The following is a 22,613-nucleotide window of genomic DNA, read 5'->3' as shown; positions in this document are numbered from 1 at the left end:
AGGACATGCCGATGACATTCGAAGACGGCCCCGTCGCGGGCCGAGTGGACGTCCACCACCATTTCACCGCGCCGGCCTGGCTGGACTGGGCGGAAGAACGCGGCGTCGTCAACCGCGAGAGGCTGCCCTGGTGGACACGCTGGGACCTGGACGCGGCCCTGGAGGTCATGGACAAGACGGGCATCAGCACCGCCGTCATGACCGTCGCGATGCTCGGACGGTTCCGCGAGCGCGCGGAGCGACAGGAGAGCGCGCGGATCGCCCTGCGGGCGGCGGCCGATGTCGTCGAGGCCCATCCCGCGCGCTTCGCCTTCTTCACTCCCGTGTTCCTGGACGACCTGGAACTCTCGCAGTGGAGCCTGCGCTACGGACTCGACGAGCTCGGGGCCGTCGGGGTGAGCACGAGAACGAGCATGGACGGTGTCTACCTCGGCGACGCCACCCACGACCGCCTCTTGCAGGAGCTGAACGACCGGTCCGCCGTCATCAGCACGCACCCCATGGAAGTGCCGGCCGGAAAGGACGGCGGCGCCGCACTGCCGGGGATGCCGCCCTTCGTGTGCGACTTCCTCATGGACACCACACGCGCGGCCATCAACCTGATCCGGAACGGCACCCTGGACCGCTACCCGAATCTCAGCTTCGTCCTTCCCCACGGAGGAGGCTTCCTTCCGTACATGGCCACGCGGCTGGAACTCTTCGGCGGGCACCTCACCCCCCAGATCGAGCCGGGCAGGGTCCGTGACTACCTGCACAGGTTCTACTTCGACACGGCGGGCCCCATGTCCGACTCCGCCACGCCCACTCTGCTGGCCACGGTGGATCCCAGCCGTGTCCTCTTCGGCACGGACTGGCCGCCCACTCCCGCCCAGGTCGTCGCCGATGTCGCGGTACCCGCCCTGGACGGCGATCCCTTCCTCTCGCCGGAGCAGCTCAGGGGCATCAACCGGGAGAACGCCCTGCGTCTGCTGCCGGTACTGGCCCGCTCCTCCTAGCTCTTGCGCACGCACGAGAGAAGGCCGCCGCCCTCACGGGCGGCGGCCTTCTCTCCTCCGCGTCACCGGGTGGCCGGGGCCGTGTCTCTCTCCCAGTGGTAGAAGCACTGTGCCATCGCGTCCTTCGGACCGCGCCAGGTCTGCGGGTCGTACGGGCTGACGTACGCCTCGAGCTTGCTGCTGATGTCGCGGAACTCGGGGTGCCCGGCCACGCGCGCGATGGCGGGGCCCGGGTCCTGCTCGGCCTCGATGAAGTGCATGTACACATCGCCGAACTGGAAGAGGGAACGCTGGGTCACCCCGACGAGACGGGGCAGGTCGCCGCGGTCGGAGGCCGCGAAGACCTCGGCGATGTCCGGAGCCGAACGCGGGGCCATCCGGGCGACGATCAGGGCGTGGTGCATGGGGTCTCCTTACGCGGCGGCGCCGTTCAGGCGGGCGTGACGGGGGAGGTCCGCCGCTCGCCGGCGGCCTGCTCGATGCGGTCGCGGATGAGGGCCATCTGGACGGGCGAGTTGCGGTTGATGATGTCCGTCATCCCGGCGTCGTCGACCGGCGCGTCGGGCCGCATGGCGAAGTCCTGGGTCCAGTGCATCCGGGTGCCGTCGGGGGTCTCCTCGTACTCCCACCGGATGTTCATGTACTCGAACGGGCCGGGTTCCACCCGTCGGGCCGTGACGGTGAGTTTGTCGCGGTCGGTGGTCCGTTCCGACACCCAGCTCCACACCTTGCCGTTCTCGTCGGGGTGCATGGTCAGGCGGAAGGTGACCGTGTCGCCCTGCCGGGACAGCACCTCGGCGGCCGCGTACTCGCTGAACAGCTGCGGCCATCTCTCGACGTCGTTGGTCATGTCCCAGACGAGGTCGAGGGGCGCGGCGATGGTGATCTCGTTCTCGGTGTGCCCTGCCATCTCAGGCTCCTGTCATGAGCGTGCTGTTGACGAGGTCGAGGAAGTCGCGGGGGGTCTTGCACTTCTCCGCGTCGGTGGGCAGCGCCCGGGCGTGCCGGTTCTCCAGCTCGCCCACGATGCCGAGGAGGCCGAGCGAGTCCAGCCCGAACTCGGCGAAGGGGGTGTCGACCCGGGCTTCGAAATCGTGCGGGTCGACGGTGACGCCGGCGGCCTTCTTCATCAGCGCGGCCAGCTCTTCGAGGGTCACTTCACTGTTCATGCGCGTTCTCCTTGTCGTACGGGTGAGGTGGGCTTCACCGGGCGGTCGGTCCCGGCTCGCGGCGCAGTACCAGCGCCGCGTTGGAGCCCATGAGTCCACGGCTGAGGACCAGGGCCGTGCTCAGCTCGGCCGGGCGCGCCGTCGACGTCACCAGGTCGATGTCGTGGCAGATGTCGAAGACGTTGGGTGTGGGCGGGATCCGCCCTTCTTCCATGGCCATCACTGCGGCGGCGACGTCCAGCAGGGGTGCCCCGCAGTAGGACCGCCCGATGCCGGTCTTGGGGGCCGTGACGGGTACGCGGGTGCCGTGCGGGCCGAGGGCGTCGGCGAGGGCGAGCGCCTCGGCGCGGTCCGCCTCCGGGACCCCCATCGCGTCGGCGAAGACCACGTCGATCTCCTCCGGTGCGCAGCCGGCCTCGTCGAGGGCGCCGCGGATGGCGTGGGCGAGTCCCTCCCGCGAGCGGTCCCAGCGCGAGGCGCCGGTGAACGTGGCCGCATGGCCCGCCACGGTGGCGCGGACGTCCGCACCGCGCCGGTGTGCGCGGTCCAGGTCCTCGACGACCAGCACGGCACCACCCTCGGCCGGCACGAAGCCGCAGGCCGCGGAGGTGAAGGGGCGATAGGCCCGCGCCGGGTCCTCGACCGTGCTGAGTTCGGGGTATCCGAGCTGGCAGACCATCGAGTACGGAGCCAGCGGCGCTTCGGCCGCCCCGACCACGACCACGTCGGTGCCCCGCCCCACGGTGCGGGCGGCGTGCGCGACGGCGTCCAGGCCACCGGCCTCGTCGCTCGCGACCACCCCGCAGGGGCCCTTGAAGCCGCTGCGGATCGACATCTGGCCCGTGCTGGCCGCGTAGAACCAGGCGATGGACTGGTAGGGACCGACGAATCGGGACCCCTGTCCCCACAGCTTCTGCAGCTCCCGCTGGCCGAACTCACCGCCGCCGGAGCCGGCGGCGGTGACCACCCCGACGGAGTACGGGGAGTCGGCGGCGGCATCGCTCAGTCCCGCGTCCTTCAGGGCCGCGGCGGCGGCGGCCATCGCGAAGTGGGTGAACCGGTCGGTCTGGACGAGGAAGGTCTCCTCGATGAGTGCCGAGGGGTCGAATCCCCGGACCTCGCCGGCGACGCGGAGCGGAAGGTGCCCGCATCCCTCCCGGGTGATCCGGTCGAGTACGGACAGGCCCTCCTGGACGGACTTCCAGTAGGTCTCCGTGTGCAGTCCGTTGGGCGCGACCACACCGATCCCCGTGATGGCGGTGCGGCGGTTCGGCTGAGCACTCATCGTTTCCTCCCGGCCGTAAGGAGCACCGCGGACTGGAACCCGCCGAAGCCGCTGCCCACGGACAGCACGTTGGCGAGCTTGCGCGGGCGTGCGGTGCGCGGCACGTAGTCCAGGTCGCACTCGGGGTCCGGGGTCTCGTAGTTCGCCGTCGGCGGGACCACCTGGTGGGCCAGGGCCAGCACGCAGGCGACGACCTCGATCGCGCCGATCGCACCGAGCGAGTGGCCCACCATGGACTTGATCGAACTCATGGGCGTGTCGTAGGCGTGGGCGCCCAGGGACCGCTTGACCGCGGCGGTTTCGTGACGGTCGTTCTGACGGGTGCCCGAGCCGTGCGCGTTGACGTAGTCGATGAGTGAGGCATCCAGGCGGGCCTGTCCGAGCGCGGTGTCGATGGCCCTGGCCATCTCCAGGCCCTCACTGGTCAGTCCGGTCATGTGGTATGCGTTGCCGAAGGTGGCGTAGCCGCCGATCTCGCAGTAGACGTGCGCGCCGCGCGCACGGGCGTGTTCGAGCTCCTCCAGGACGAGCACGGCGGAGCCCTCTCCCATGACGAATCCGTCGCGGTGGGCGTCGAAGGGCCGGGAGGCGTGCGCCGGGTCGTCGTTGTTCGGCGATGTCGCCTTGATGGCGTCGAAGCAGGCCATGGTGATCGGGGAGATCGGGGAGTCGGACGCTCCGGCGATGCAGATGTCGGCGCGGCCGTCCTCGATCGTGTGGAAGCCGTAGCCCACCGCGTCGAGCCCGGAGGTGCAGCCGGTCGACACGGTCTGCACCGGCCCCTGGGCGCCGAAGTACTCGGCGACGTCGGACGCCAGGGTGCTGGGCGAGAACGCCCGGTGCAGCTGCGGGCCGGCGGCGCGGTGGTCGACGTCCCAGCGTTGCCCTCGCTCGCTGACCAGGACGTAGTCGTGCTCCAGGCGGGTCGTGCCGCCCACGGCGCTGCCGAGCGAGACGGCCACGCGCCAGGGGTCCTCGGCGCCGAACTCGATGCCGCAGTCGGCCACCGCCTCCGCCGCGGCGACGACGGCGAACTGTATGTACCGGTCGGCGCGTTCGACCAGCTCGGGGTCGAGCCCGTGCGCGAGCGGGTCGAAGTCGCACTCGGCCGCGATACGGGAGCGCAGGCCCTCGGGGTCGAACAGGGTGATGCCGCGCGTCGCGGTACGGCCGCTTGAGAGGAGGTCCCAGAAGGCCGGCACCCCGATGCCGCCCGGGGCGACGACGCCGATGCCGGTGACCGCCACCCGCCGGGTCACGAGGGCGCCCCGCTTCGCTCGGGCTGCGCGCCGTCCCCCTGCACGGCCGGGTACGTTTCGCCGCTCGCGTTCCCCTCCAGGGCCTCCGTGTCGACGTGACCCATGCTCGGCTTCGGAGCCAGCGGACCCAGATGGAAGACCATCCGCGCTTCGACGTCACCGATGTTGCGGAAGCGGTGCCGCATGCCGATGGGGATCATGAGGCCCTGGTCGGCGCGGATCGCATGTGCCTCGTCGTCCAGGTCGACTTGCAGCTCGCCCTGGACGACGTAGACGAATTCCTCGGAGTACGGGTGGTAGTGCTCGCTGATGCGTTCACCCGGCTGCATGATGGCCAGTCCCATGAACCCGCTCGTGGAACCCACGGTGAGGGGCGTGAGCAGGGTGCGCAGGTCGCCGCCACGCTTGCGGTTGGGCTCCGTCTCGCTGAGGTCCACGATGCGCGGGCTCGTCTTGTGCATGGTCCGTCTCCAGATCGGTCTGTGGGGTGTTCCAGGGGCGGTGTCGTCGATGGGCGGGTGTCGTCCATGGACTGTCATGTCAGGACTGGGCAGCCCTGCGATCGGTGATCAGCGCCATGTCGCTGTGTGCCAGGAGGCGGGTGGCGTCCCGGTCGCTCGAGAGCGGCCCTTCGACGCCGAGTGCGGCGCCGTCGAGCAGGCGGGCCAGCACGGCGGCCTTCCTCGTGCCGTGCAGGCCGAGCGCCCTCACCGGATCGGTCTCGGGGTCCCGCGTGTCGATGAGACGGACGACCAGGTCGTCCCGGTGGAAGACGGTGCTGCGGTGCACGGGGCCGGCGGGGTCGTCCGCGGCGGTTGCGTCCTGCTGGGCGAGCAGCCGTGCCAGCGCCATCCCGCACCCCTCACGGGCCGGGTAGTACAGGGCGTGACGCCGCAGACCGTCCGGTTCCGGGCCGCCACGGGCCACATGGTGCACGGCCGGCATGGCCGCGCGGATGAAGAAGGCCCGTGCCGACGCGGGGTCGGTCAGATCCCTGCTCTGCTCCAGGTGCGGATTGATGGCTTCCTCGACGGCCCGCACCTCCGGCTGACGCGAGACGTGGCGCAGCGCCGTCTGCAGATCGCCCTCCACCTCGACGGTGCGCACGACTCGGTTGCCGTGCATGAACAGCGTCGTCCGGCGCAGTCGTGTGGAGTCGTCGGCTCGGGCCTGGGGCGGCGCGTATCCGGCGAGGATGTCCGCGACCTTCGACTCGGAGCCGGGCTTGACGGTGAACGTCAGCGCGTGGCGCGTCACTCCGTCGCCCACCCGCACCGGCGCCTGGACCCCGTCAGCGCTCCCGGCTGTGGGCGGGAGGGCCCGCCCGGTCTCACGGACGACGTTGTAACGCAGCGACCGGATGTCCCGGACGCAGTCCTGCATGGGCCTGACGGTCTCGAGGTGCTCCTCACTGTTCACCCACGCGAGATACGGCGGCGCAGTCGCCCATTCGCTGGTGATGAGCCACTGGGACGGGTTCTCCACGGACTGGCACAGTTGGTCACCGAGGTGACCGGGAACCGAGGCGACCCGGCTGCGCATGTGCTCGTACGCGTCGAGGAACCGCTGATGGGCGCCTTCGTGGAGATCGACGAGCAGGATGACGCGCAGCCTGGAGCCGTCGAACGCCGACTGGGACGTGTACGTCGAAGTGTTCACCGGCAGGCCCTTCCTTCGATGGGCAGACGGCGGCCGCCGTGTCCGGCAGGGGGACGGCGGTCGACCCTGAGCCCTCATCGTGGGGCGGTGCGTCGGACTCCGCGAGCCGCACGGGTCATCAGAGGGAACTGCCCGGTGCGCAGGGCGGGTTTGTACCTCGCCAGGACACGAAGAAGCCCCGGCCCGTCAAGAGCCGGGGCTGTGGTCCGTACGGCTTACTCGGCGAGGTGCCGCTCCACCGTCTCCACCTTGGAGGTGAGTCCGTCCGTCACTCCGGGGCGGATGTCCGCCTTGAGGACCAGGGACACCCGCGGAGCCCGCCGCTCGACCGCGGCGACGGCGCGCTTGACGACGTCCATGACCTCCTCCCACTCGCCTTCGATCGAGGTGAACATCGCGTCGGTCCGGTGGGGCAGGCCCGACGCCCGCACCACGCGGACGGCGTCGGCGACGTACTCCCCCACGTCCTCCCCGACCCCCAACGGCGTCACGGAAAAGGCGACGATCACGCCTTCACCGCCCCTTCCTGGCGCGCCCGGGACGCGATGACCGCGTCCTCGGCCTCACGCCGCAGCTTGCGCTCCGCGAAGAACCCACCGGCAGGCAGCACCGAGAGGACGAAGTACAGGGCGGCGGTCTTCACCGACCACTTCGTCCGGTTCCACGCGTCGGCCCAGAAGATCACGTACAGGATGAACAGGACACCGTGCACCATGCCCATCACCGGCACGGCATTGAACTCCGTGGTCCGCTTCAGCACCGAGCAGACCAGCAGGAGGAGGAAGGAGATCGCCTCGGGGGCCGAGACCAGGCGGAGGCGGCGGATGGCGGTGGCGGTCTTGAGGTCCACGGGTCACCTTCGTTGGGAGACGGTCTTGCTGGGGCCTGACGCTTTGTGAACGCACGCACAAGCGTCCCGCCCATTGTGGCAAACCGCAGCGGGCCTGCGGCCCCTAGGGGTGCGGTCAGGGTCGTTCTCCACCCAGGGGCCCTGTCCGTGGCGCCCGGCCTGCGGCTACCTTCACGTACGTGGCGATGTTCCGACTTCAGAGCAGCAAGGTGCTCGCCGTCGACATGACCGGAGACGCCGTGAAGGCGAAGAACGGCTCGATGGTCGCGTACGACGGCGAGATGGCCTTCAGGAAGCTCAGCGGCGGCGGCGAGGGCATACGAGGCATGGTGACCCGGCGGCTGACCGGCGAGCAGATGATCTTGATGGAGGTGAAGGGGCGGGGGACCTGCTGGTTCGCGGACCGCGCCTCCGAGATCAACCTGGTCAGCATCCAGGGCGACAAGCTCTACGTGGAGTCGAGCAACCTGCTCGCGACCGACGGAGGGCTGCGCACCGGGACGGAGTTCACCGGCCTGCGCGGGGCCTCGCAGGGCAACGGGCTGTTCACGACGACCGTCGAGGGCCACGGCCAGGCGGCGATCATGTCGGACGGCCCGGCGGTGGTGCTGCGGGTGAGTCCGCAGTATCCGCTGACCGTCGACCCGGGGGCGTATGTGGCGCACCAGGGGAATCTCCGGCAGTCCTTCCAGTCCGGTGTGACGTTCCGCACGTTGCTCGGGGAGGGCGGCGGCGAGGCCTTCCAGATGCGGTTCGAGGGGGACGGGCTGGTGTACGTGCAGCCGAGCGAGCGGAACACGATCGCGGGTGACGTGTGATGGCCTTCCGGGAGATCAACGCGAAGATGGTCGAGGCGACGGTCGCGCCGGGACAGAAGCTGTTCAGCCAGCGCGGCGCGATGCTCGCCTACAAGGGCGAGGTGTCCTTCACGCCCAACATGGCCGGCGGCCAGGGCGGGCTCATGTCGATGATCGGCCGCCGGGTCGCCGACGAGGACACGCCCCTGATGACGGTCGAGGGCAGCGGCACCGTCCTCTTCGGGCACGGCGGGCACCACGTCCAGGTGATCCAGCTGTCCGGTGACACGCTGTACGTCGAGGCGGACCGCCTCCTGGCCTTCGAGGGCACGCTCCAGCAGGGCACGATGTTCCTGGGCTCGCAGGGCGGCGTCATGGGCATGGTGCGCGGGCAGGTCAGCGGCCAGGGGCTGTTCACGACCACGCTCAAGGGGCACGGGGCCGTCGCGGTCATGGCCCATGGCGGGGTGATCGAGATCCCGATCACTCCCCAGCGGCCGGTGCACGTGGACCCGCAGGCCTACGTCGCCCACCACGGCGACGTCCGCAACAAGCTGTCCACGGCCCTGGGTTGGCGGGACATGGTGGGCCGTGGCTCGGGCGAGGCGTTCCAGCTGGAGCTCAGCGGCAGCGGTGCGGTGTACGTCCAGGCGTCGGAGGAGAAGCTGTGAGCACCTACGGAACCCCGGGCGCCGGCCCCGCGGTCTTCGACCCGGCGACGCTGCCGCCCGACGACAACGTCAATCCGTACACCTTCTGCGTGGAGCTCAAGGGGAGCCAGTGGTTCCTCCAGAAGGGGAAGATGATCGCCTACTACGGCTCGATCGACTTCAACGGCGTCGGACACGGTCGGCTGGACCGCCTCGTCCGTACGTCCTTCCATTCGCCACTGCACGCGAGCGACTGGGTCGTGGCGGAGGGCTCGGGCAAGATGCTCCTTGCCGACCGGGCCTTCGACGTGAACTCGTACGACCTCGAGAACGGCAACCTGACCATTCGCTCGGGCAACCTCCTCGCTTTTCAGCCAACTCTCTCGCTGAAGCAATCCATCGTGCCGGGCTTCCTGACCCTCATCGGAACCGGAAAGTTCGTGGCCGCGTCGAACGGCCCCGTGGTGTTCATGGAACCCCCCATCCGGGTCGACCCCCAGGCCTTGGTCGGATGGGCCGACTGCCCCTCGCCCTGCCACCACTACGACCATGGGTACATGACCGGCGTCATGGGCGGTCTACGTGCACTGACGGGCCTCGGCGGGGCCTCCGGCGAGGAGCACCAGTTCGAGTTCGTCGGCGCCGGCACGGTCCTGCTCCAGTCGTCCGAGACCCTCATGTCCGAGCAGGCCACGGGGGCCGTTCCGCACCAGGCCGGCGTGCCCGGCGGCGGGGCGCACAGCCCCCAGGCGGGGCAGTCCGGCGTACCGCGTCTTCCCGGACAGCTCGGGGACCTCCAGCGTCGCTTCGGGCTGTGAGCGGTAGTCTGCGGAGTGTGACATCGAACGCCTGCGCACCAATGTTCGGCGGGTGCGCTTCCGTCACACGAAAACCCTCACTAGTTCGCCTTTCAACCTTTTAGGTAGACTTCATTCATGGAGACCGAGACGGCCACCCGCTGGCTGACCGATGCGGAGCAGTGCGCTTGGCGCACCCACCTGGAGGTCAACAGGCTGTTGACGTACCAGCTCGAAAAGGACTTGCAGCCGTTCGGCCTGACAATGAACGACTACGAGATCCTGGTGAATCTCTCCGAGTCGGAGGACCAGCGAATGCGGATGAGCGACCTCGCCTCCGCCACCCTCCAGTCCAAGAGCCGCCTCTCGCACCAGATCACGCGCATGGAGAACGCGAACCTGGTCCGGCGGGAGAACTGCGAGTCCGACCGCCGGGGGCTCTACGCGGTCCTCACCGAGCACGGCATGGCGACGATGCAGAAGGTCGCGCCGCACCATGTGGCGTCCGTGCGGAGGCACTTCATCGACCTGCTGGCCCCCGAGGCCCTGACGGAGCTCGACAAGGCCCTCAAGCCCATCGCGGAGCACCTGCGCGGCCAGCGAGGACGCCCGTAACCCGGACGGCGCACCGGGGCCGTCCGGCCCCGGTGACGACAGGTTCTAGGCGAGCGGCAGGCGGAGTTCGAACAGGGCTCCGCCTGCGGGCCCCCGACCGGCCGTGAGCGTGCCGCCGTGCCGTACGGCGACGTCCCGGGCGATGGCGAGTCCAAGACCGGCACCGCCGTCGTCGCGGCTGCGGGCGGCGTCCAGCCGTACGAACCGCTCGAAGATCCGCTCGCGGTCGGCCTCGGGCACGCCGTCCCCGTCGTCCGCCACCCCGACCACGGCCCGGTCACCCTCCCGTCGCACGCTCACGGTGACGGCCGACCGGGCGTGCCGCTGGGCGTTGTCGAGCAGATTGGCCAGCACCCGCCCCAACTGCCCGCGCGATCCGGCCACCTTCACCGGCTCCGCGTCCACCGTCACGCCCGTCCGCCCCTCTGCCTCCTCCCGGGCCAGCCCGGCGAGGTCGACCTTCGTGTCGGTGGGCCGCTCCCCCGCGTCCAGCCGGGCGAGCAGCAGCAGGTCGGCGGCGAGCCGCTGGAGCCGTACGGTGTCCTCCACGGCCCCGTCGAGGTCCAGCAGTTCGGGATGCGCGGCGGCCACCTCCAGCTGGGTCCGCAGCGAGGCGATCGGGCTCCGCAGCTCGTGGGACGCGTCGGCGACGAAGCGCCGCTGCCGCTCCACGGAGGTCTCCAGGGCCGCGAGCGTCTCGTTCGTCGTCCGGGCGAGCCGGGCGATCTCGTCGTGCGTCTCCGGCTCCGGGACACGGCGTGCGAGGTCCTGGGAGGCGGTGATCGCGGCCATCTCGCTGCGGATGCCCTCCACCGGCCGCAGCGCCCGCCGGGTGACCAGCCAGGTCACCCCCGCGACGACGCCGAGCAGCAGCGGGAACCCGATCAGCATCACCGTCAGCGCGCTCCGCACGGCCCCGTGCTCGGCGGCCAGCGGGGCACCGGCAAAGACCACCAGACGCCCCCGGTCGTGGGTCTCGACCTCGACGGCGGCGAACCGGTAGTCCTCCGTGTCGCCGTCGATCGTCGCGGACCCGTTGCGGAAGGTGCTCTCACCGGCTATCTCCCCGGGTTCGAGCACCTCTTCGTGGTCGTCGGAGTCGTCGTCATCGTCCCCGCGAGGCGCCACCGGCGGCAGCGGCTTCACCTGATCGGAGTCGGTACCGCTGATCTTCTCCAGATCCTCGCTGGCCGCGACCAGCCGCTTCTTCTCGTCGAGGACCTGGACCGGCCCGTCGTCGCCGTCCAGCCCGGACAGCTTGTCGTACGGCGTCCCGGCTGCGAGTTCGGAGGCGACCGCCCGCGCGGAGTGCTCCGCCCGGGTGCCGGCCTCGCCGATCAGGTTGGACCGCAGGGACAGCAGGACGGCGGCCCCGGCGGCGACGAGCGCCACCGCGACGACGAGCGTGGCACCGAGCGTGGCCCGCGCCCGGACGGACCCGAGCAGCCGTCTCATGGCGACGTCTCCAGCCGGTACCCGGCGCCGCGCACGGTCCGGATCAGCCCCGCCCGCAGCTTCCGCCGCAGGGTGCTGACGTACACCTCGACGATGTTCGGATCGCCCTCGTACGCGAAGTCCCACACATGCTCGAGGATCTCGGACTTGGACACGACCTCCCCGGCCCGCAGCACGAGGTGCTCCAGCACGGAGAACTCCTTGGCGGTCAGGGCGACCTCGTCCTCCCCCAGGAACACCCGCCGAGCCGCGGTGTCCACCTTCAGATCCCCGTGCACATGCACGGGCGAGGCTCCGGCGCCCGCCCCGCGCCGCCGCAGCAGCGCCTTGATCCGGGCGACGAGCACCACATACGAGAAGGGCTTGGTCAGATAGTCGTCCGCTCCGGTGTCGAGCCCCTCGGCCTCGTCGTACTCGCCGTCCTTGGCGGTGAGCATCAGGATCGGCACCTCGTGCCCGGCGGCGCGCAGGGCGGCGCAGACCCGGTAGCCGTTGAGCCCGGGCAGCATGATGTCGAGGATGACCAGGTCGTAACGGCCCTCCGAGGCCTGATGCAGCCCCTCCCGTCCGTCGTGGACGACGTCCACGGCGTACCCCTCGGCCGTCAGGCCCCTGGCGAGCGACAGGGCCAGCCGCTTCTCGTCCTCCACGATCAACAGGCGCATGGGTAAAGAGTGGCAAAGGCAAGCTGAAGATCCCTTCAGGGGTCTTCAGGTTCCTCTCAGCGTCTGTCAGCCAGATTGGAACACATCGAAAACCCAACGACTCGGGAGGAATCCGCATGAAGCGCAACATCGTGATCGCCGCTGTGACCGCTGCCGCTCTGATCGGAGGCGGTACGGCCACGGCGCTCGCGACCACGGGAGACGATCAGGGCTCGGCGCGGCAGGCGGCGGACACCCGGCTGTCGGACGACGGCCGCGACGACCAGGACGGCGCGGACGCGCAGGACGACCGCGACGACGACGCCGCGCGGGCGGCTTCCGCCGATGTGACGGCGTCCGAGGCCATCGCCTCCGCGCTGAAGCACACGCCGGGCACGGTCGTCTCCGCCGAGCTGGACGACGAGGACGACAGCGACAAGGTGACCTGGAAGGTCGACGTCCTCTCCGGCGACAACAGCTGGCACGGCGTCCGTATCGATCCGTCCAACGGCAAGATCCTCGGCACGGAGACCGACGACGAGGACGACACGGCGCAGGTGCGGGCGGCGCTGAAGGGCTCGTCCGTGACGGCCGAGGAGGCCGCGAGGGCTGCCGCCGGCAAGGGCACGGTGACGTCCGTCGACCTGGACGAGGACGGCAAGAACAAGTCCTGGGAGGCCGAGACGCACAAGTCCGGCGGCGCCGAGCAGGACTGGAAGATCGCCCTCGACACGGGCAAGGTCACGGCGGACCACTCGGACGACCAGGACGACGACTCCGACGACCAGGACTGATCGGTACAGCCGCTCTCCTGCCGCCCCGGCGTCGCCGCTGACGCCGGGGCGTCGCGGTGCTCGGCGTTGTCGCTGGGGCCGGGTGGGTCCGCAGCCCGGCGTTGCGGGGTGCCGCTGCGCCCACCCGTGCCGCCCCAAGCGGCACGACTGCCCGCAGCGGCGGCCTGCGGCAGCTGAGCCACGACGCGCCCGCAGGCGCCGGTGCACGGAAGGGGACGTGTCGGGGGGTGTCCGTCCGCAGCGGTTGGCGCGTCAACGCCAGTCAGTCGGTCACCCACCCCATCGCGCCGTTCCGAGGACGGACACCCCCGGCACGGCCCCGACCCACCACCACCGCGTAGGCGAAGGCGCGCACCCCCACCCCAGACGCACAGGCCACCGCAGGCACCCCGCCCAACCACCGGAGGCACCCGCACAGGCCACCGCAGGCACCCCGCCCAACCACCGGAGGCACCCGCACAGGCCACCGCAGGCACCCCGCCCAACCACCGGAGGCACCCCGCTCAACCGCCGGAGGTGCCCGTCAACCCCGCCACCAGTTCGTCAGCCGCCCGATACGGATCCAGTTCCCCCGCCACGATCCGCTCCGCGAGCGCCCCGAGGCGCCGGTCGCCGTGCAGGTCCCCGATCCGCTCTCGCAGCGCCGTCACCGCGATCGTCTCGACCTCTCGCGCCGCACGGGCCATGCGCCGCTCCGCGAGCACCCCCCGCTCCTCCATCCAGGCCCGGTGCTTCTCCAGGGCCTCGACGACCTCGTCCATGCCCTCCCCGCGCGCGGCGACCGTCTTCACGATCGGCGGACGCCAGTCCCCGGGCCCCCGGGACTCCCCCAGCCCCAGCATGTGGTTCAGCTCGCGCGCCGTCGCGTCCGCCCCGTCCCGGTCGGCCTTGTTCACGACGTACACGTCACCGATCTCCAGGATCCCGGCCTTGGCCGCCTGGATCCCGTCGCCCATCCCCGGCGCGAGCAGCACGACGGACGTGTCCGCCTGCGAGGCGATCTCCACCTCGGACTGCCCCACACCCACCGTCTCGACGAGGATGACGTCACACCCCGCCGCGTCCAGCACCCGGATGGCCTGGGGCGCGGCCCACGCGAGCCCGCCCAGATGCCCGCGCGTCGCCATGGAACGGATGTACACGCCCGGGTCCGACGCGTGCTCGGACATCCGCACCCGGTCCCCGAGCAGCGCCCCTCCGGAGAACGGGGACGACGGGTCGACGGCCAGCACGCCGACCCGCTTGTCCTGCTTGCGGTACGCGGTCACCAGCGCCGACGTCGACGTGGACTTGCCGACCCCCGGAGACCCGGTCAGCCCGACCACGTACGCGTTGCCGGCCAGCGGCGCCAGCGCCGCCATGACCTCCCTGAGCTGCGGGGACGCCCCCTCCACCAAGGAGATCAACCGGGCCACGGCCCGGGGCCGGCCCTCCCTGGCCTGGGCGACCAGCGTGGAGACGTCCTGCATCACAGCTCCGTTCAGATGAGGGAGGTCCGAGAACCGGGTGCTCAGGCCTTCGGTACCCGCACGATCAGTGCGTCACCCTGGCCACCGCCGCCGCACAGCGCGGCCGCACCCACGCCGCCACCGCGCCGCTTCAGCTCCAGCGCGAGGTGCAGGACGAGCCGCGCACCCGACATCCCGATCGGGTGACCCAGGGCAATGGCACCGCCGTTGACATTCACCTTTTCGGTGGACACCCCGAGGTCCTTCATCGACTGCACGGCAACCGCCGCGAACGCCTCGTTGATCTCGATGAGGTCGAGGTCCGAGGCCTCCAGCCCCTCCTTCTTGAGCGCGTGCCGGATCGCGTTGGACGGCTGGGACTGGAGCGAGTTGTCCGGCCCGGCCACGTTCCCGTGCGCCCCGATCTCGGCGATCCACTCCAGGCCGAGCTCCTGCGCCTTGGCCTTGCTCATCACGACGACGGCGGCGGCGCCGTCGGAGATCTGCGACGCCGAACCGGCCGTGATCGTGCCGTCCTTGGCGAAAGCCGGACGCAGCTTCCCGAGGGACTCGGCGGTCGTGTCGCCCCGGATCCCCTCGTCCTTGCTGAACAGCACCGGGTCGCCCTTGCGCTGCGGGATCTCCACCGGCGTGATCTCGGCCTCGAACAGGCCGTTCTTCTGCGCGGCGGCGGCACGCTGATGGCTCAGCGCCGCGAACTCGTCCTGCTCGGGTCGCGCGATGCCGAGGCGGGTGTTGTGCTTCTCCGTCGACTCGCCCATGGCGACGCCGTCGAAGGAGTCGGTCAGACCGTCGTAGGCCATGGCGTCGAGCATCTGGACGGCGCCGTACTTGAAGCCCTCGCGGGACTTGGGCAGCAGGTGCGGGGCGTTGGTCATGGACTCCTGACCGCCGGCGACGACCACGTCGAACTCACCCGCACGGATCAACTGGTCCGCCAGCGCGATGGCGTCCAGACCGGACAGACACACCTTGTTGATGGTCAGCGCCGGCACGTTCATCGGGATGCCGGCCTTGACGGCGGCCTGGCGCGCCGGGATCTGCCCCGCCCCGGCCTGGAGCACCTGCCCCATGATCACGTACTGCACCTGGTCGCCGCCGATCCCCGCACGGTCGAGGGCGGCCTTGATCGCGAAGCCGCCGAGGTCGGCTCCGGAGAAGGACTTCAGCGAGCCGAGCAACCGCCCCATGGGCGTACGCGCGCCCGAGACGATCACCGAGCTGGTCGTAGCAGAAGACATGAGCTGCGATCCCCTTACCGGCTGCACAGCCGAGGAGTGAACGAGGGTTTACTTCGAATGTACTGACCAGTACTCCACCGCGTCATCGGGCTGTCAGTGTGATCGCGCGCACGTTGCGTAACCACCTCCGGAGCGCTGCACTGAATCCATGCTGACGCGAATCGACCACATCGGGATCGCCTGTTTCGACCTCGACAAAACCGTCGAGTTCTACCGTGCCACCTACGGCTTCGAGGTGTTCCACTCCGAGGTCAACGAGGAGCAGGGCGTGCGCGAGGCCATGCTCAAGATCAACGATACGTCCGACGGCGGCGCCTCGTACCTCCAGCTCCTGGAGCCGACCCGCGAGGACTCCACCGTCGCGAAGTGGCTCGCGAAGAACGGGGAGGGCGTCCACCACATCGCTTTCGGTACGGCGGACGTGGACGCCGAGGCGGCGGACATCAAGGACAAGGGCGTACGCGTGCTCTACGAAGAGCCGCGACGCGGTTCCATGGGGTCACGGATCACCTTCCTGCACCCCAAGGACTGCCATGGCGTCCTGACAGAACTGGTCACTTCGGCGCCCGTTGAGTCACCTGAGCACTGACCCTCGTACATAGGGGCCGGTAGGGTTGGGGGCGGTCGCCGCTCAACCAGGGTGACCGCGGTCCCGCCGTGCGACGGCAGGACCACCGGGGTCCGGGTTTCGGGGGACGAGCGTCGGGGCAGCAGCCCGTGCTCCGCCGATGATCTGACACCATTCCCCGGGGGCCCCGTTCGGCGGATGGACGGAGCTCGTTTGGAGAGAGTTGCGACCAGGGGACGGATGGGACCGCGCAGTGCGGGGCTACGAGAGCCAGGAGCGAGAGCCGGCGGCTGACGTCGACCACCTCTCTCGGTTCGAAGCCGAGATGAAGCGGCTGAAGACCGAGCGGGAAAAGGCGATCCAGCACGCCGAGGACCTCGGCTACCAGGTCGAGGTGCTGCGCGCCAAGTTGCACGAGGCGCGGCGCACCATCATGTCCCGGCCCTCCTTCGACGGCGGCGACATCGGGTGGCAGGCCGAGCAGTTGCTGCGCAACGCGCAGATGCAGGCCGACCAGATCCGCGCGGACGCCGACCGCGAGCTGAGCGAGGCCCGGGCCCAGACCCAGCGGATCCTCCAGGAGCACGCCGAGCAGGCGGCCCGGCTCCAGGCGGAGCTGCACCAGGAGGCGGTGACCCGGCGCCAGCAGCTGGACCAGGAGCTGGCCGAGCGCCGCCAGACGGTCGAGTCGCACGTCAACGAGAACGTGGCGTGGGCGGAGCAGCTGCGGGCCCGCACCGAGCAGCAGGCCCGCCGGCTGCTGGACGAGTCCCGCGCCGAGGCAGAGCAGGCCCTGTCCACCGCCCGCGCGGAGGCCGAGCGGCTGACGTCCGAGGCGCGGCAGCGGCTGACGAGCGCCGCCGAGGAGGCCCGGGCCGAGGCCGAGCAGATCCTGCGGCGTGCCCGCACGGACGCCGAGCGGCTGCTCAACGCCGCCTCGACGCAGGCGCAGGAGGCCACCGACCACGCCGAACAGCTGCGGACGTCCACCGCCACGGAGTCGGAGTCCGCGCGCCGCCAGGCCCAGGAGCTGAGCAAGGCCGCCGAGCAGCGGATGGCCGAGGCCGAGGAGGCGCTGCGCAAGGCGCGGGCCGAGTCGGAGAAGCTGGTCACCGAGGCCAAGGAGGCCGCCACCAAGGCCCTGGCGAGCGCGGAGACCGCGAACGAGACGCGTACGCGCACCGCCAAGGAGCAGGTCGCCCGGCTGGTCGAGGAGGCCACGAAGGAGGCCGAGAACACCAAGTCCGAGGCCGAGCAGCTCGTCGCGGACGCCCGCGCCGAGGCGGAGAAGATCGTCGCGGAGGCCGCGGAGAAGGCCCGCACGCTCACCGCCGAGGAGACCGCGACCCAGCTGTCCAAGGCGGCCAAGACCGCCGAGGAAGTCCTCAACAAGGCGTCGGAGGACGCCAAGAAGACCACCAAGGCCGCGGCCGAGGAGGCCGAGCGGATCCGCAAGGAGGCCGAGGCCGAGGCGGACCGGCTGCGCGCCGAGGCGCACGACATCGCCGAGCAGCTCAAGGGCGCGGCGAAGGACGACACCAAGGAGTACCGCGCCAAGACCGTCGAGCTCCAGGAGGAGGCCCGCCGGCTGCGCGGCGAGGCCGAGCAGCTGAGGGCCGACGCGGTCGACGAGGGCGAGAAGATCCGCGCCGAGGCCCGCAAGGAGGCCGTGGCGCAGATCGAGGAGGCGGCGAGGTCCGCCGAGGAGCTGCTCGCCAAGGCGAAAGCGGACGCGGACGAGCTGCGTACGACGGCCCAGACGGACAGCGAGAAGGTCCGCACCGAGGCCATCGAGCGGGCGACGACACTGCGCCGGCAGGCCGAGGAGACCCTCCAGCGCACCCGGCAGGAGGCCGAGCGGCACCGCGAGGAGGTCGTCGAGCAGGCCGAGGCCCTCAAGGCGGAGGCCGAGCGTGCGGCGCGGGAGCTGCACGAGGAGACCGAGCGGGCCATGGATGCCCGCCGCGCGGAGGCCGCCCAGGAGCTGACGCGGCTCCAGACGGAGGCGGAGGAGCGGCTGACGGCCGCCGAGCAGGCGCTGTCCGACGCCCGTGAGGAGGCCGCGCGGATCCGCCGCGAGGCCGCCGAGGAGAACGAGCGGCTGCGCGCCGAGGCCGCGGAGCGGATCCGTACGCTCCAGCAGCAGGCCGAGGCGGAGGCCGAACGGCTGCGCGACGAGGCCGCGTCCGACGCGTCGGCCGCCCGGGCCGAGGGCGAGGCCGTCGCCGTCCGTCTGCGGTCGGAGGCCGCGAGCGAGGCCGAGCGGCTGAAGTCGGAGGCGCAGGAGAGCGCCGACCGGGTGCGCGCGGAGGCGCAGGCCGCCGCCGAGCGGCTGGCCGTGGAAGCGTCCGAGACGCTGGCCGCCGCCCAGGAGGAGGCCAACCGGCGCCGCCGCGAGGCCGAGGAGGTCCTCGGCTCCGCCCGGCAGGAGGCCGACCAGGAGCGCGAGCGGGCTCGCGAGCAGAGCGAGGAGCTGCTGGCTTCCGCGCGCAGGCGCGTGGAGGAGGCGCAGACCGAGGCCGTACGGCTGGTCGAGGAGGCCGACCGGCGTGCCACGGAGATGGTGTCGGCGGCCGAGCAGCACGCGCAGCAGGTCAGGGACTCCGTCGCGGGACTGCACGAGCAGGCACAGGAGGAGATCGCCGGGCTGCGCAGCGCCGCCGAGCACGCGGCGGACCGTACGCGGCGGGAGGCGCAGGAGGAGGCGGACCGGGTCCGCGCCGACGCCTACGCCGAGCGGGAGCGGGCGAGCGAGGACGCCGGCCGGCTGCGGCGCGAGGCGCACGAGGAGTCCGAGGCCGCCAAGGCGCTCGCCGAGCGGACGATGTCCGAGGCGATCGCGGAGGCGGAGCGGATCCGCGCGGACGTCGCCGAGCACGCCCAGCGGGTGCGTACGGAGGCGTCGGACGCCATCGCGGAGGCCGAGCAGAGCGCCTCGCGCACCCGGGCGGACGCCCGCGAGGACGCCAACCGCATCCGCTCGGACGCGGCGACGCAGGCGGACACCCTCATCACCGAGGCGCGCAACGAGGCGGAGCGGCTCACGACCGAGACGGTCCAGGAGACCGACCGGCTGCGGATGGAGACGGTCACCGAGGCCGAGCGGGTCCGTACGGAAGCCATCTCCGAGGCCGAGCGCCTGCGTTCCGAGGCGGCCACGGAGGCCGAGCGGGTGCGGGCCGAGTCGGTCGCCAAGGCCGACCAGCTGGTCGGGGAGGCCACCGCCGAGGCGGAGCGGCTGCGGGCCGAGGCCGCCGAGACGGTGGGCTCGGCGCAGCAGCACGCCGAGCGGATCCGCAGCGAGGCCGAGCGCGTCAGGGCCGAGGCGGCGGCGGAGGCGGAGCGGCTCGTCAACTCCGCGCGCGGGGAGGCCGACCGGACGCTGGACGAGGCGCGCAAGGACGCCAACAAGCGGCGCTCCGAGGCGGCCGAGCAGGTCGACAAGCTCATCTCGGAGACCACGGCGGAGGCCGACAAGCTGCTCACCGAGGCACAGCAGCAGGCGCACAAGACCACCGCGGAGGCCGAGTCGCAGGCCGACACGATGGTGGGGGCGGCCCGCAAGGAGGCCGACCGGCTCGTTTCCGAGGCGACGGTCGAGGGCAACTCGCTGGTGGAGAAGGCCCGTACGGACGCGGACGAGCTGCTGGTCGGCGCGCGCCGGGACGCCACGCAGATCAGGGAGCGTGCCGAGGAACTGCGCGACCGCATCACGGCGGAGATCGAGGAGTTGCACGAGCGGGCCCGCCGGGAGTCGGCCGAGACGATGAAGTCGGCGGGCGACCGCTGCGACGCGCTCGTCAAGGCCGCGGAGGAGCAGCTCGCGAAGGCGCAGGCGAAGGCCAAGGAGATCGTCTCGGAGGCCAACTCCGAGGCGGGCAAGGTCCGTATCGCCGCGGTGAAGAAGGCCGAGGGGTTGCTCAAGGAGGCCGAGCAGAAGAAGACCACGCTGGTCCGGGAGGCCGAGGAGCTCAAGGCCGAGGCGATCCGCGAGGCCAAGCGCACGGTCGAGGAGGGCAAGCGCGAGCTGGAGGTCCTCGTCCGCCGCCGCGAGGACATCAACGCCGAGATCTCCCGTGTCCAGGACGTCCTGGAGGCGTTGGAATCCTTCGAGGCCCCGTCCCCCGCGAAGGACAACGGAGTCAAGGCAGGCGCAACAGTCGGCGCACCCCGTTCGGGTGGCAAGTCCTCGGAAAGCTAGCGAAACGGGGCGAATCCGGTGTGTGCTGGGGTCTTTGACCAAGTCTTTGGCAAGCAGTCCTGCGGTCAGCCACCCAAAAGGGGTCTCATTTTGCAGACCAAACGCGCATCCGCTCGATGACACACCGTTTCGGCCCCTAGGATTCCACCTATCACCTCACCGGTCTCATTCGACAGGAACCCCATGAGCGACACTTCCCCCTACGGCTTCGAGCTTGTGCGGCGTGGGTACGACCGCGCTCAGGTGGACGAACGTATCTCCAAGCTCGTCTCCGACCGTGACAGCGCTCTCGCCCGCATCACCGCTCTGGAAAAGCGCATCGAGGAGCTCCACCTCGAGACGCAGAACGCCCAGGCACAGATCAGCGACGCCGAGCCGTCGTACGCGGGCCTCGGCGCGCGCGTGGAGAAGATCCTCCGTCTCGCCGAGGAAGAGGCGAAGGATCTGCGCGAGGAGGCCCGGCGCGCGGCCGAGCAGCACCGCGAGCTCGCCGAGTCGGCGGCCCAGCAGGTGCGCAACGACGCCGAGTCGTACTCGGCGGAGCGCAAGGCCAAGGCCGAGGACGAGGGCCTGCGGATCGTAGAGAAGGCCAAGAGTGACGCCGCCCAGCTGCGCGCCGAGGCGCAGAAGGACGCGCAGTCCAAGCGCGAGGAGGCGGACGCCCTCTTCGAGGAGACCCGCGCCAAGGCCGCGCAGGCCGCCGCCGACTTCGAGACGAACCTCGCCAAGCGCCGCGAGCAGTCCGAGCGCGATCTGGCCTCCCGTCAGGCCAAGGCCGAGAAGCGTCTCGCCGAGATCGAGCACCGCGCCGAGCAGCTGCGCCTGGAGGCGGAGAAGCTGCGCACGGACGCCGAGCGCCGCGCCCGCCAGACGGTGGAGACGGCCCAGCGCCAGGCCGAGGACATCGTGGCCGACGCCAACGCCAAGGCCGACCGCATCCGTTCGGAATCCGAGCGCGAGCTCGCGGCCCTCACCAACCGCCGCGACAGCATCAACGCCCAGCTGACGAACGTCCGCGAGATGCTCGCGACGCTCACGGGCGCCGCGGTGGCCGCCGCCGGTACGCCGGCCGAGGACGAGCCGATCTCCCGCGGGTGCCGGCCCAGCAGTCCCGGTAACGACCCGGCGTACGGAGTCTGAATCTCCGCAAAGCCCTCTGCCGCTCGGGTGGCAGAGGGCTTTGTCCCGTTCTAGCGTGGCGGCATGATTGAGCTCGAGGGGCTGACCAAGCGTTACGGCGAGAAGGTGGCGGTCAACAACCTGTCCTTCACCGTCAGACCCGGCATCGTCACCGGCTTCCTCGGTCCCAACGGCGCGGGCAAGTCCACGACCATGCGGATGATCCTGGGTCTCGACCACCCGACCGCCGGCGACGTCCGTATCGACGGCAAGCACTACCAGCAGCTCAAGGACCCGCTGACGTACATCGGCGCCCTGCTGGAGGCCAAGGCCTGGCACGGCGGGCGCACGGCCTACAACCACCTGCTGTGCCTCGCGCAGAGCAACGGCATTCCGCGCAGCCGGGTGCGGGAGGTACTGGAGACGGTCGGGCTGACGGCGGTCGCCAAGAAGAAGACCAAGGGCTTCTCGATGGGCATGGGGCAGCGGCTCGGCATCGCCGCCGCGCTGCTCGGCGATCCGCGGATCCTGATGTTCGACGAGCCGGTCAACGGCCTCGACCCCGAGGGCATCCACTGGATCCGCACCCTGATGAAGTCCCTGGCGGCGCAGGGCCGGACCGTGTTCGTCTCCTCCCATCTGATGAGCGAGATGGCGCTGACCGCCGACCACCTCGTCGTCATCGGGCAGGGGCGGCTCCTCGCCGACACCTCCATGGCCGACTTCATCGCGCGCAACTCACGGTCGTACGTCCGGGTCCGCAGCCCGCAGCGGGAGCGACTGCTCGATGTGCTGCACCAGGCCGGGATCGTCGCCGTCGAGAGCGGGGACGGAGTGCTGGAGGTGGACGGCGGCAAAGCCGAGCACGTCGGCGAGCTGGCGGCGCAGCACGGGATCACGCTGCACGAACTCAGCCCGCAACAGGCGTCGCTGGAGGAGGCGTTCATGCGGCTGACCGCGGAGTCGGTGGAGTACCACGCGCACAGCGGGACGAGTCCCGAGCCACCGGGGCAGCAGTGGGGCGACGGCTGGAAGAGGGGCTGAAC

At 70.9% G+C, this 22,613-nt stretch carries 22 protein-coding genes and 1 pseudogene; 10 read left to right on the top strand and 13 right to left on the bottom strand.

Annotated features, from left to right (window positions below):
• Window positions 1–11: 11 nt before the first annotated feature.
• Entirely contained in the window at window positions 12–995 is a 984-nt protein-coding gene (locus tag V8690_RS29815) for an amidohydrolase family protein (RefSeq protein ID WP_338783212.1), read from the top strand.
• 62 nt (window positions 996–1,057) lie between these two features.
• On the opposite strand, the gene V8690_RS29810 is transcribed toward V8690_RS29815, so the two are convergent.
• From V8690_RS29810 to V8690_RS29770, 9 genes are all read right to left on the bottom strand, one after another.
• Window positions 1,058–1,399 (bottom strand): TcmI family type II polyketide cyclase, encoded by a 342-nt coding sequence (locus V8690_RS29810; RefSeq protein ID WP_338783211.1) that lies wholly within the window; start codon window positions 1,397–1,399, stop codon window positions 1,058–1,060.
• Window positions 1,400–1,425: 26 nt separating this feature from the next.
• Entirely contained in the window at window positions 1,426–1,905 is a 480-nt protein-coding gene (locus V8690_RS29805) for an SRPBCC family protein (RefSeq protein WP_338783209.1), read from the bottom strand.
• A 1-nt stretch (window position 1,906) separates the two neighbouring features.
• A complete protein-coding gene (locus V8690_RS29800; protein ID WP_338783208.1) occupies window positions 1,907–2,164 on the bottom strand; it encodes an acyl carrier protein in 258 nt (85 codons plus the stop codon).
• Between the two features lie 34 nt (window positions 2,165–2,198).
• Complete coding sequence (locus tag V8690_RS29795; protein WP_338783207.1) at window positions 2,199–3,449, bottom strand: ketosynthase chain-length factor; 1,251 nt, start codon at window positions 3,447–3,449, stop codon at window positions 2,199–2,201.
• The gene (locus V8690_RS29790; RefSeq protein ID WP_338783206.1) at window positions 3,446–4,708 is read right to left on the bottom strand and encodes a beta-ketoacyl-[acyl-carrier-protein] synthase family protein; all 1,263 of its coding nucleotides are present in this window, start codon (window positions 4,706–4,708) and stop codon (window positions 3,446–3,448) included. The genes V8690_RS29795 and V8690_RS29790 overlap by 4 nt, the downstream gene beginning before the upstream one ends.
• Entirely contained in the window at window positions 4,705–5,169 is a 465-nt protein-coding gene (locus tag V8690_RS29785) for a cupin domain-containing protein (protein ID WP_338783205.1), read from the bottom strand. The genes V8690_RS29790 and V8690_RS29785 overlap by 4 nt, the downstream gene beginning before the upstream one ends.
• A gap of 79 nt (window positions 5,170–5,248) precedes the next feature.
• Entirely contained in the window at window positions 5,249–6,367 is a 1,119-nt protein-coding gene (locus tag V8690_RS29780) for a SchA/CurD-like domain-containing protein (protein ID WP_338783203.1), read from the bottom strand.
• A 215-nt stretch (window positions 6,368–6,582) separates the two neighbouring features.
• Window positions 6,583–6,876 (bottom strand): MTH1187 family thiamine-binding protein, encoded by a 294-nt coding sequence (locus V8690_RS29775; protein ID WP_338783202.1) that lies wholly within the window; start codon window positions 6,874–6,876, stop codon window positions 6,583–6,585.
• Window positions 6,873–7,217: a DUF3817 domain-containing protein gene (locus tag V8690_RS29770; protein WP_338783201.1), complete on the bottom strand. Its 345-nt coding sequence runs from the start codon at window positions 7,215–7,217 to the stop codon at window positions 6,873–6,875. The genes V8690_RS29775 and V8690_RS29770 overlap by 4 nt, the downstream gene beginning before the upstream one ends.
• 185 nt (window positions 7,218–7,402) lie before the next feature.
• Between V8690_RS29770 and V8690_RS29765 the strand changes: the two genes are divergently transcribed.
• From V8690_RS29765 to V8690_RS29750, 4 genes are all read left to right on the top strand, one after another.
• The gene (locus tag V8690_RS29765) at window positions 7,403–8,035 is read left to right on the top strand and encodes an AIM24 family protein (protein ID WP_338785503.1); all 633 of its coding nucleotides are present in this window, start codon (window positions 7,403–7,405) and stop codon (window positions 8,033–8,035) included.
• Window positions 8,035–8,685, top strand: a complete 651-nt coding sequence (locus V8690_RS29760) for an AIM24 family protein (RefSeq protein WP_338783200.1) — start codon at window positions 8,035–8,037, stop codon at window positions 8,683–8,685. The genes V8690_RS29765 and V8690_RS29760 overlap by 1 nt, the downstream gene beginning before the upstream one ends.
• Window positions 8,682–9,482 carry an AIM24 family protein gene (locus V8690_RS29755; protein ID WP_338783199.1) on the top strand — a complete coding sequence of 267 codons (801 nt, stop codon included), beginning with the start codon at window positions 8,682–8,684 and terminating at the stop codon, window positions 9,480–9,482. The genes V8690_RS29760 and V8690_RS29755 overlap by 4 nt, the downstream gene beginning before the upstream one ends.
• Before the next feature lie 117 nt (window positions 9,483–9,599).
• On the top strand, window positions 9,600–10,076 hold the full coding sequence (locus V8690_RS29750; protein ID WP_338783198.1) for a MarR family transcriptional regulator: 477 nt from the start codon (window positions 9,600–9,602) through the stop codon (window positions 10,074–10,076).
• Between the two features lie 45 nt (window positions 10,077–10,121).
• Here the strand turns inward: V8690_RS29750 and V8690_RS29745 are convergent, their stop codons facing one another.
• Window positions 10,122–11,531, bottom strand: coding sequence for an ATP-binding protein (locus tag V8690_RS29745; RefSeq protein ID WP_338783197.1), 1,410 nt, complete (start codon window positions 11,529–11,531; stop codon window positions 10,122–10,124).
• On the bottom strand, window positions 11,528–12,196 hold the full coding sequence (locus V8690_RS29740; protein WP_338783196.1) for a response regulator transcription factor: 669 nt from the start codon (window positions 12,194–12,196) through the stop codon (window positions 11,528–11,530). Before V8690_RS29740 ends, V8690_RS29745 begins: the two co-directional genes overlap by 4 nt.
• A 116-nt stretch (window positions 12,197–12,312) precedes the next feature.
• On the opposite strand from V8690_RS29740, the gene V8690_RS29735 reads away from it, so the two are divergent.
• Complete coding sequence (locus V8690_RS29735) at window positions 12,313–12,969, top strand: PepSY domain-containing protein (protein ID WP_338783195.1); 657 nt, start codon at window positions 12,313–12,315, stop codon at window positions 12,967–12,969.
• Between the two features lie 503 nt (window positions 12,970–13,472).
• Here the strand turns inward: V8690_RS29735 and meaB are convergent.
• Together meaB and V8690_RS29725 are read right to left on the bottom strand one after the other, a co-directional pair.
• A complete protein-coding gene (gene meaB, locus V8690_RS29730; protein ID WP_338783194.1) occupies window positions 13,473–14,438 on the bottom strand; it encodes a methylmalonyl Co-A mutase-associated GTPase MeaB in 966 nt (321 codons plus the stop codon).
• A 41-nt stretch (window positions 14,439–14,479) separates the two neighbouring features.
• On the bottom strand, window positions 14,480–15,679 hold the full coding sequence (locus tag V8690_RS29725; RefSeq protein WP_338783193.1) for an acetyl-CoA C-acetyltransferase: 1,200 nt from the start codon (window positions 15,677–15,679) through the stop codon (window positions 14,480–14,482).
• Window positions 15,680–15,827: 148 nt separating this feature from the next.
• On the opposite strand from V8690_RS29725, the gene mce reads away from it, so the two are divergent.
• The 4 genes and pseudogenes from mce to V8690_RS29705 all read left to right on the top strand — a co-directional run bounded on the left by mce (window position 15,828) and on the right by V8690_RS29705 (window position 22,611).
• Window positions 15,828–16,268 carry a methylmalonyl-CoA epimerase gene (gene mce / locus V8690_RS29720; protein WP_020276113.1) on the top strand — a complete coding sequence of 147 codons (441 nt, stop codon included), beginning with the start codon at window positions 15,828–15,830 and terminating at the stop codon, window positions 16,266–16,268.
• Between the two features lie 232 nt (window positions 16,269–16,500).
• The gene (gene scy, locus V8690_RS29715) at window positions 16,501–20,448 is read left to right on the top strand and encodes a polarized growth protein Scy (protein ID WP_338783192.1); all 3,948 of its coding nucleotides are present in this window, start codon (window positions 16,501–16,503) and stop codon (window positions 20,446–20,448) included.
• Between the two features lie 183 nt (window positions 20,449–20,631).
• Window positions 20,632–21,566, top strand: a pseudogene (locus V8690_RS29710) (cellulose-binding protein).
• 85 nt (window positions 21,567–21,651) lie between these two features.
• Complete coding sequence (locus tag V8690_RS29705) at window positions 21,652–22,611, top strand: ABC transporter ATP-binding protein (RefSeq protein WP_338783191.1); 960 nt, start codon at window positions 21,652–21,654, stop codon at window positions 22,609–22,611.
• Window positions 22,612–22,613 lie beyond the last annotated feature (2 nt).

The organism is Streptomyces sp. DG1A-41, from assembly GCF_037055355.1.
In the GTDB taxonomy this organism is placed as follows: domain Bacteria; phylum Actinomycetota; class Actinomycetes; order Streptomycetales; family Streptomycetaceae; genus Streptomyces.
This window is presented reverse-complemented; position numbering and strand designations above follow the sequence as displayed.

Coding starts and splice junctions, on each gene's coding strand:
- V8690_RS29815 (WP_338783212.1), top strand. CDS start 12: ATGACATTCGAAGACGGCCCCGTCGCGGGCCGAGTGGACGTCCACCAC.
- V8690_RS29810 (WP_338783211.1), bottom strand. CDS start 1,399: ATGCACCACGCCCTGATCGTCGCCCGGATGGCCCCGCGTTCGGCTCCG.
- V8690_RS29805 (WP_338783209.1), bottom strand. CDS start 1,905: ATGGCAGGGCACACCGAGAACGAGATCACCATCGCCGCGCCCCTCGAC.
- V8690_RS29800 (WP_338783208.1), bottom strand. CDS start 2,164: ATGAACAGTGAAGTGACCCTCGAAGAGCTGGCCGCGCTGATGAAGAAG.
- V8690_RS29795 (WP_338783207.1), bottom strand. CDS start 3,449: ATGAGTGCTCAGCCGAACCGCCGCACCGCCATCACGGGGATCGGTGTG.
- V8690_RS29785 (WP_338783205.1), bottom strand. CDS start 5,169: ATGCACAAGACGAGCCCGCGCATCGTGGACCTCAGCGAGACGGAGCCC.
- V8690_RS29765 (WP_338785503.1), top strand. CDS start 7,403: ATGTTCCGACTTCAGAGCAGCAAGGTGCTCGCCGTCGACATGACCGGA.
- V8690_RS29760 (WP_338783200.1), top strand. CDS start 8,035: ATGGCCTTCCGGGAGATCAACGCGAAGATGGTCGAGGCGACGGTCGCG.
- V8690_RS29750 (WP_338783198.1), top strand. CDS start 9,600: ATGGAGACCGAGACGGCCACCCGCTGGCTGACCGATGCGGAGCAGTGC.
- V8690_RS29745 (WP_338783197.1), bottom strand. CDS start 11,531: ATGAGACGGCTGCTCGGGTCCGTCCGGGCGCGGGCCACGCTCGGTGCC.
- V8690_RS29740 (WP_338783196.1), bottom strand. CDS start 12,196: ATGCGCCTGTTGATCGTGGAGGACGAGAAGCGGCTGGCCCTGTCGCTC.
- V8690_RS29735 (WP_338783195.1), top strand. CDS start 12,313: ATGAAGCGCAACATCGTGATCGCCGCTGTGACCGCTGCCGCTCTGATC.
- meaB (WP_338783194.1), bottom strand. CDS start 14,438: ATGCAGGACGTCTCCACGCTGGTCGCCCAGGCCAGGGAGGGCCGGCCC.
- V8690_RS29725 (WP_338783193.1), bottom strand. CDS start 15,679: ATGTCTTCTGCTACGACCAGCTCGGTGATCGTCTCGGGCGCGCGTACG.
- mce (WP_020276113.1), top strand. CDS start 15,828: ATGCTGACGCGAATCGACCACATCGGGATCGCCTGTTTCGACCTCGAC.
- V8690_RS29705 (WP_338783191.1), top strand. CDS start 21,652: ATGATTGAGCTCGAGGGGCTGACCAAGCGTTACGGCGAGAAGGTGGCG.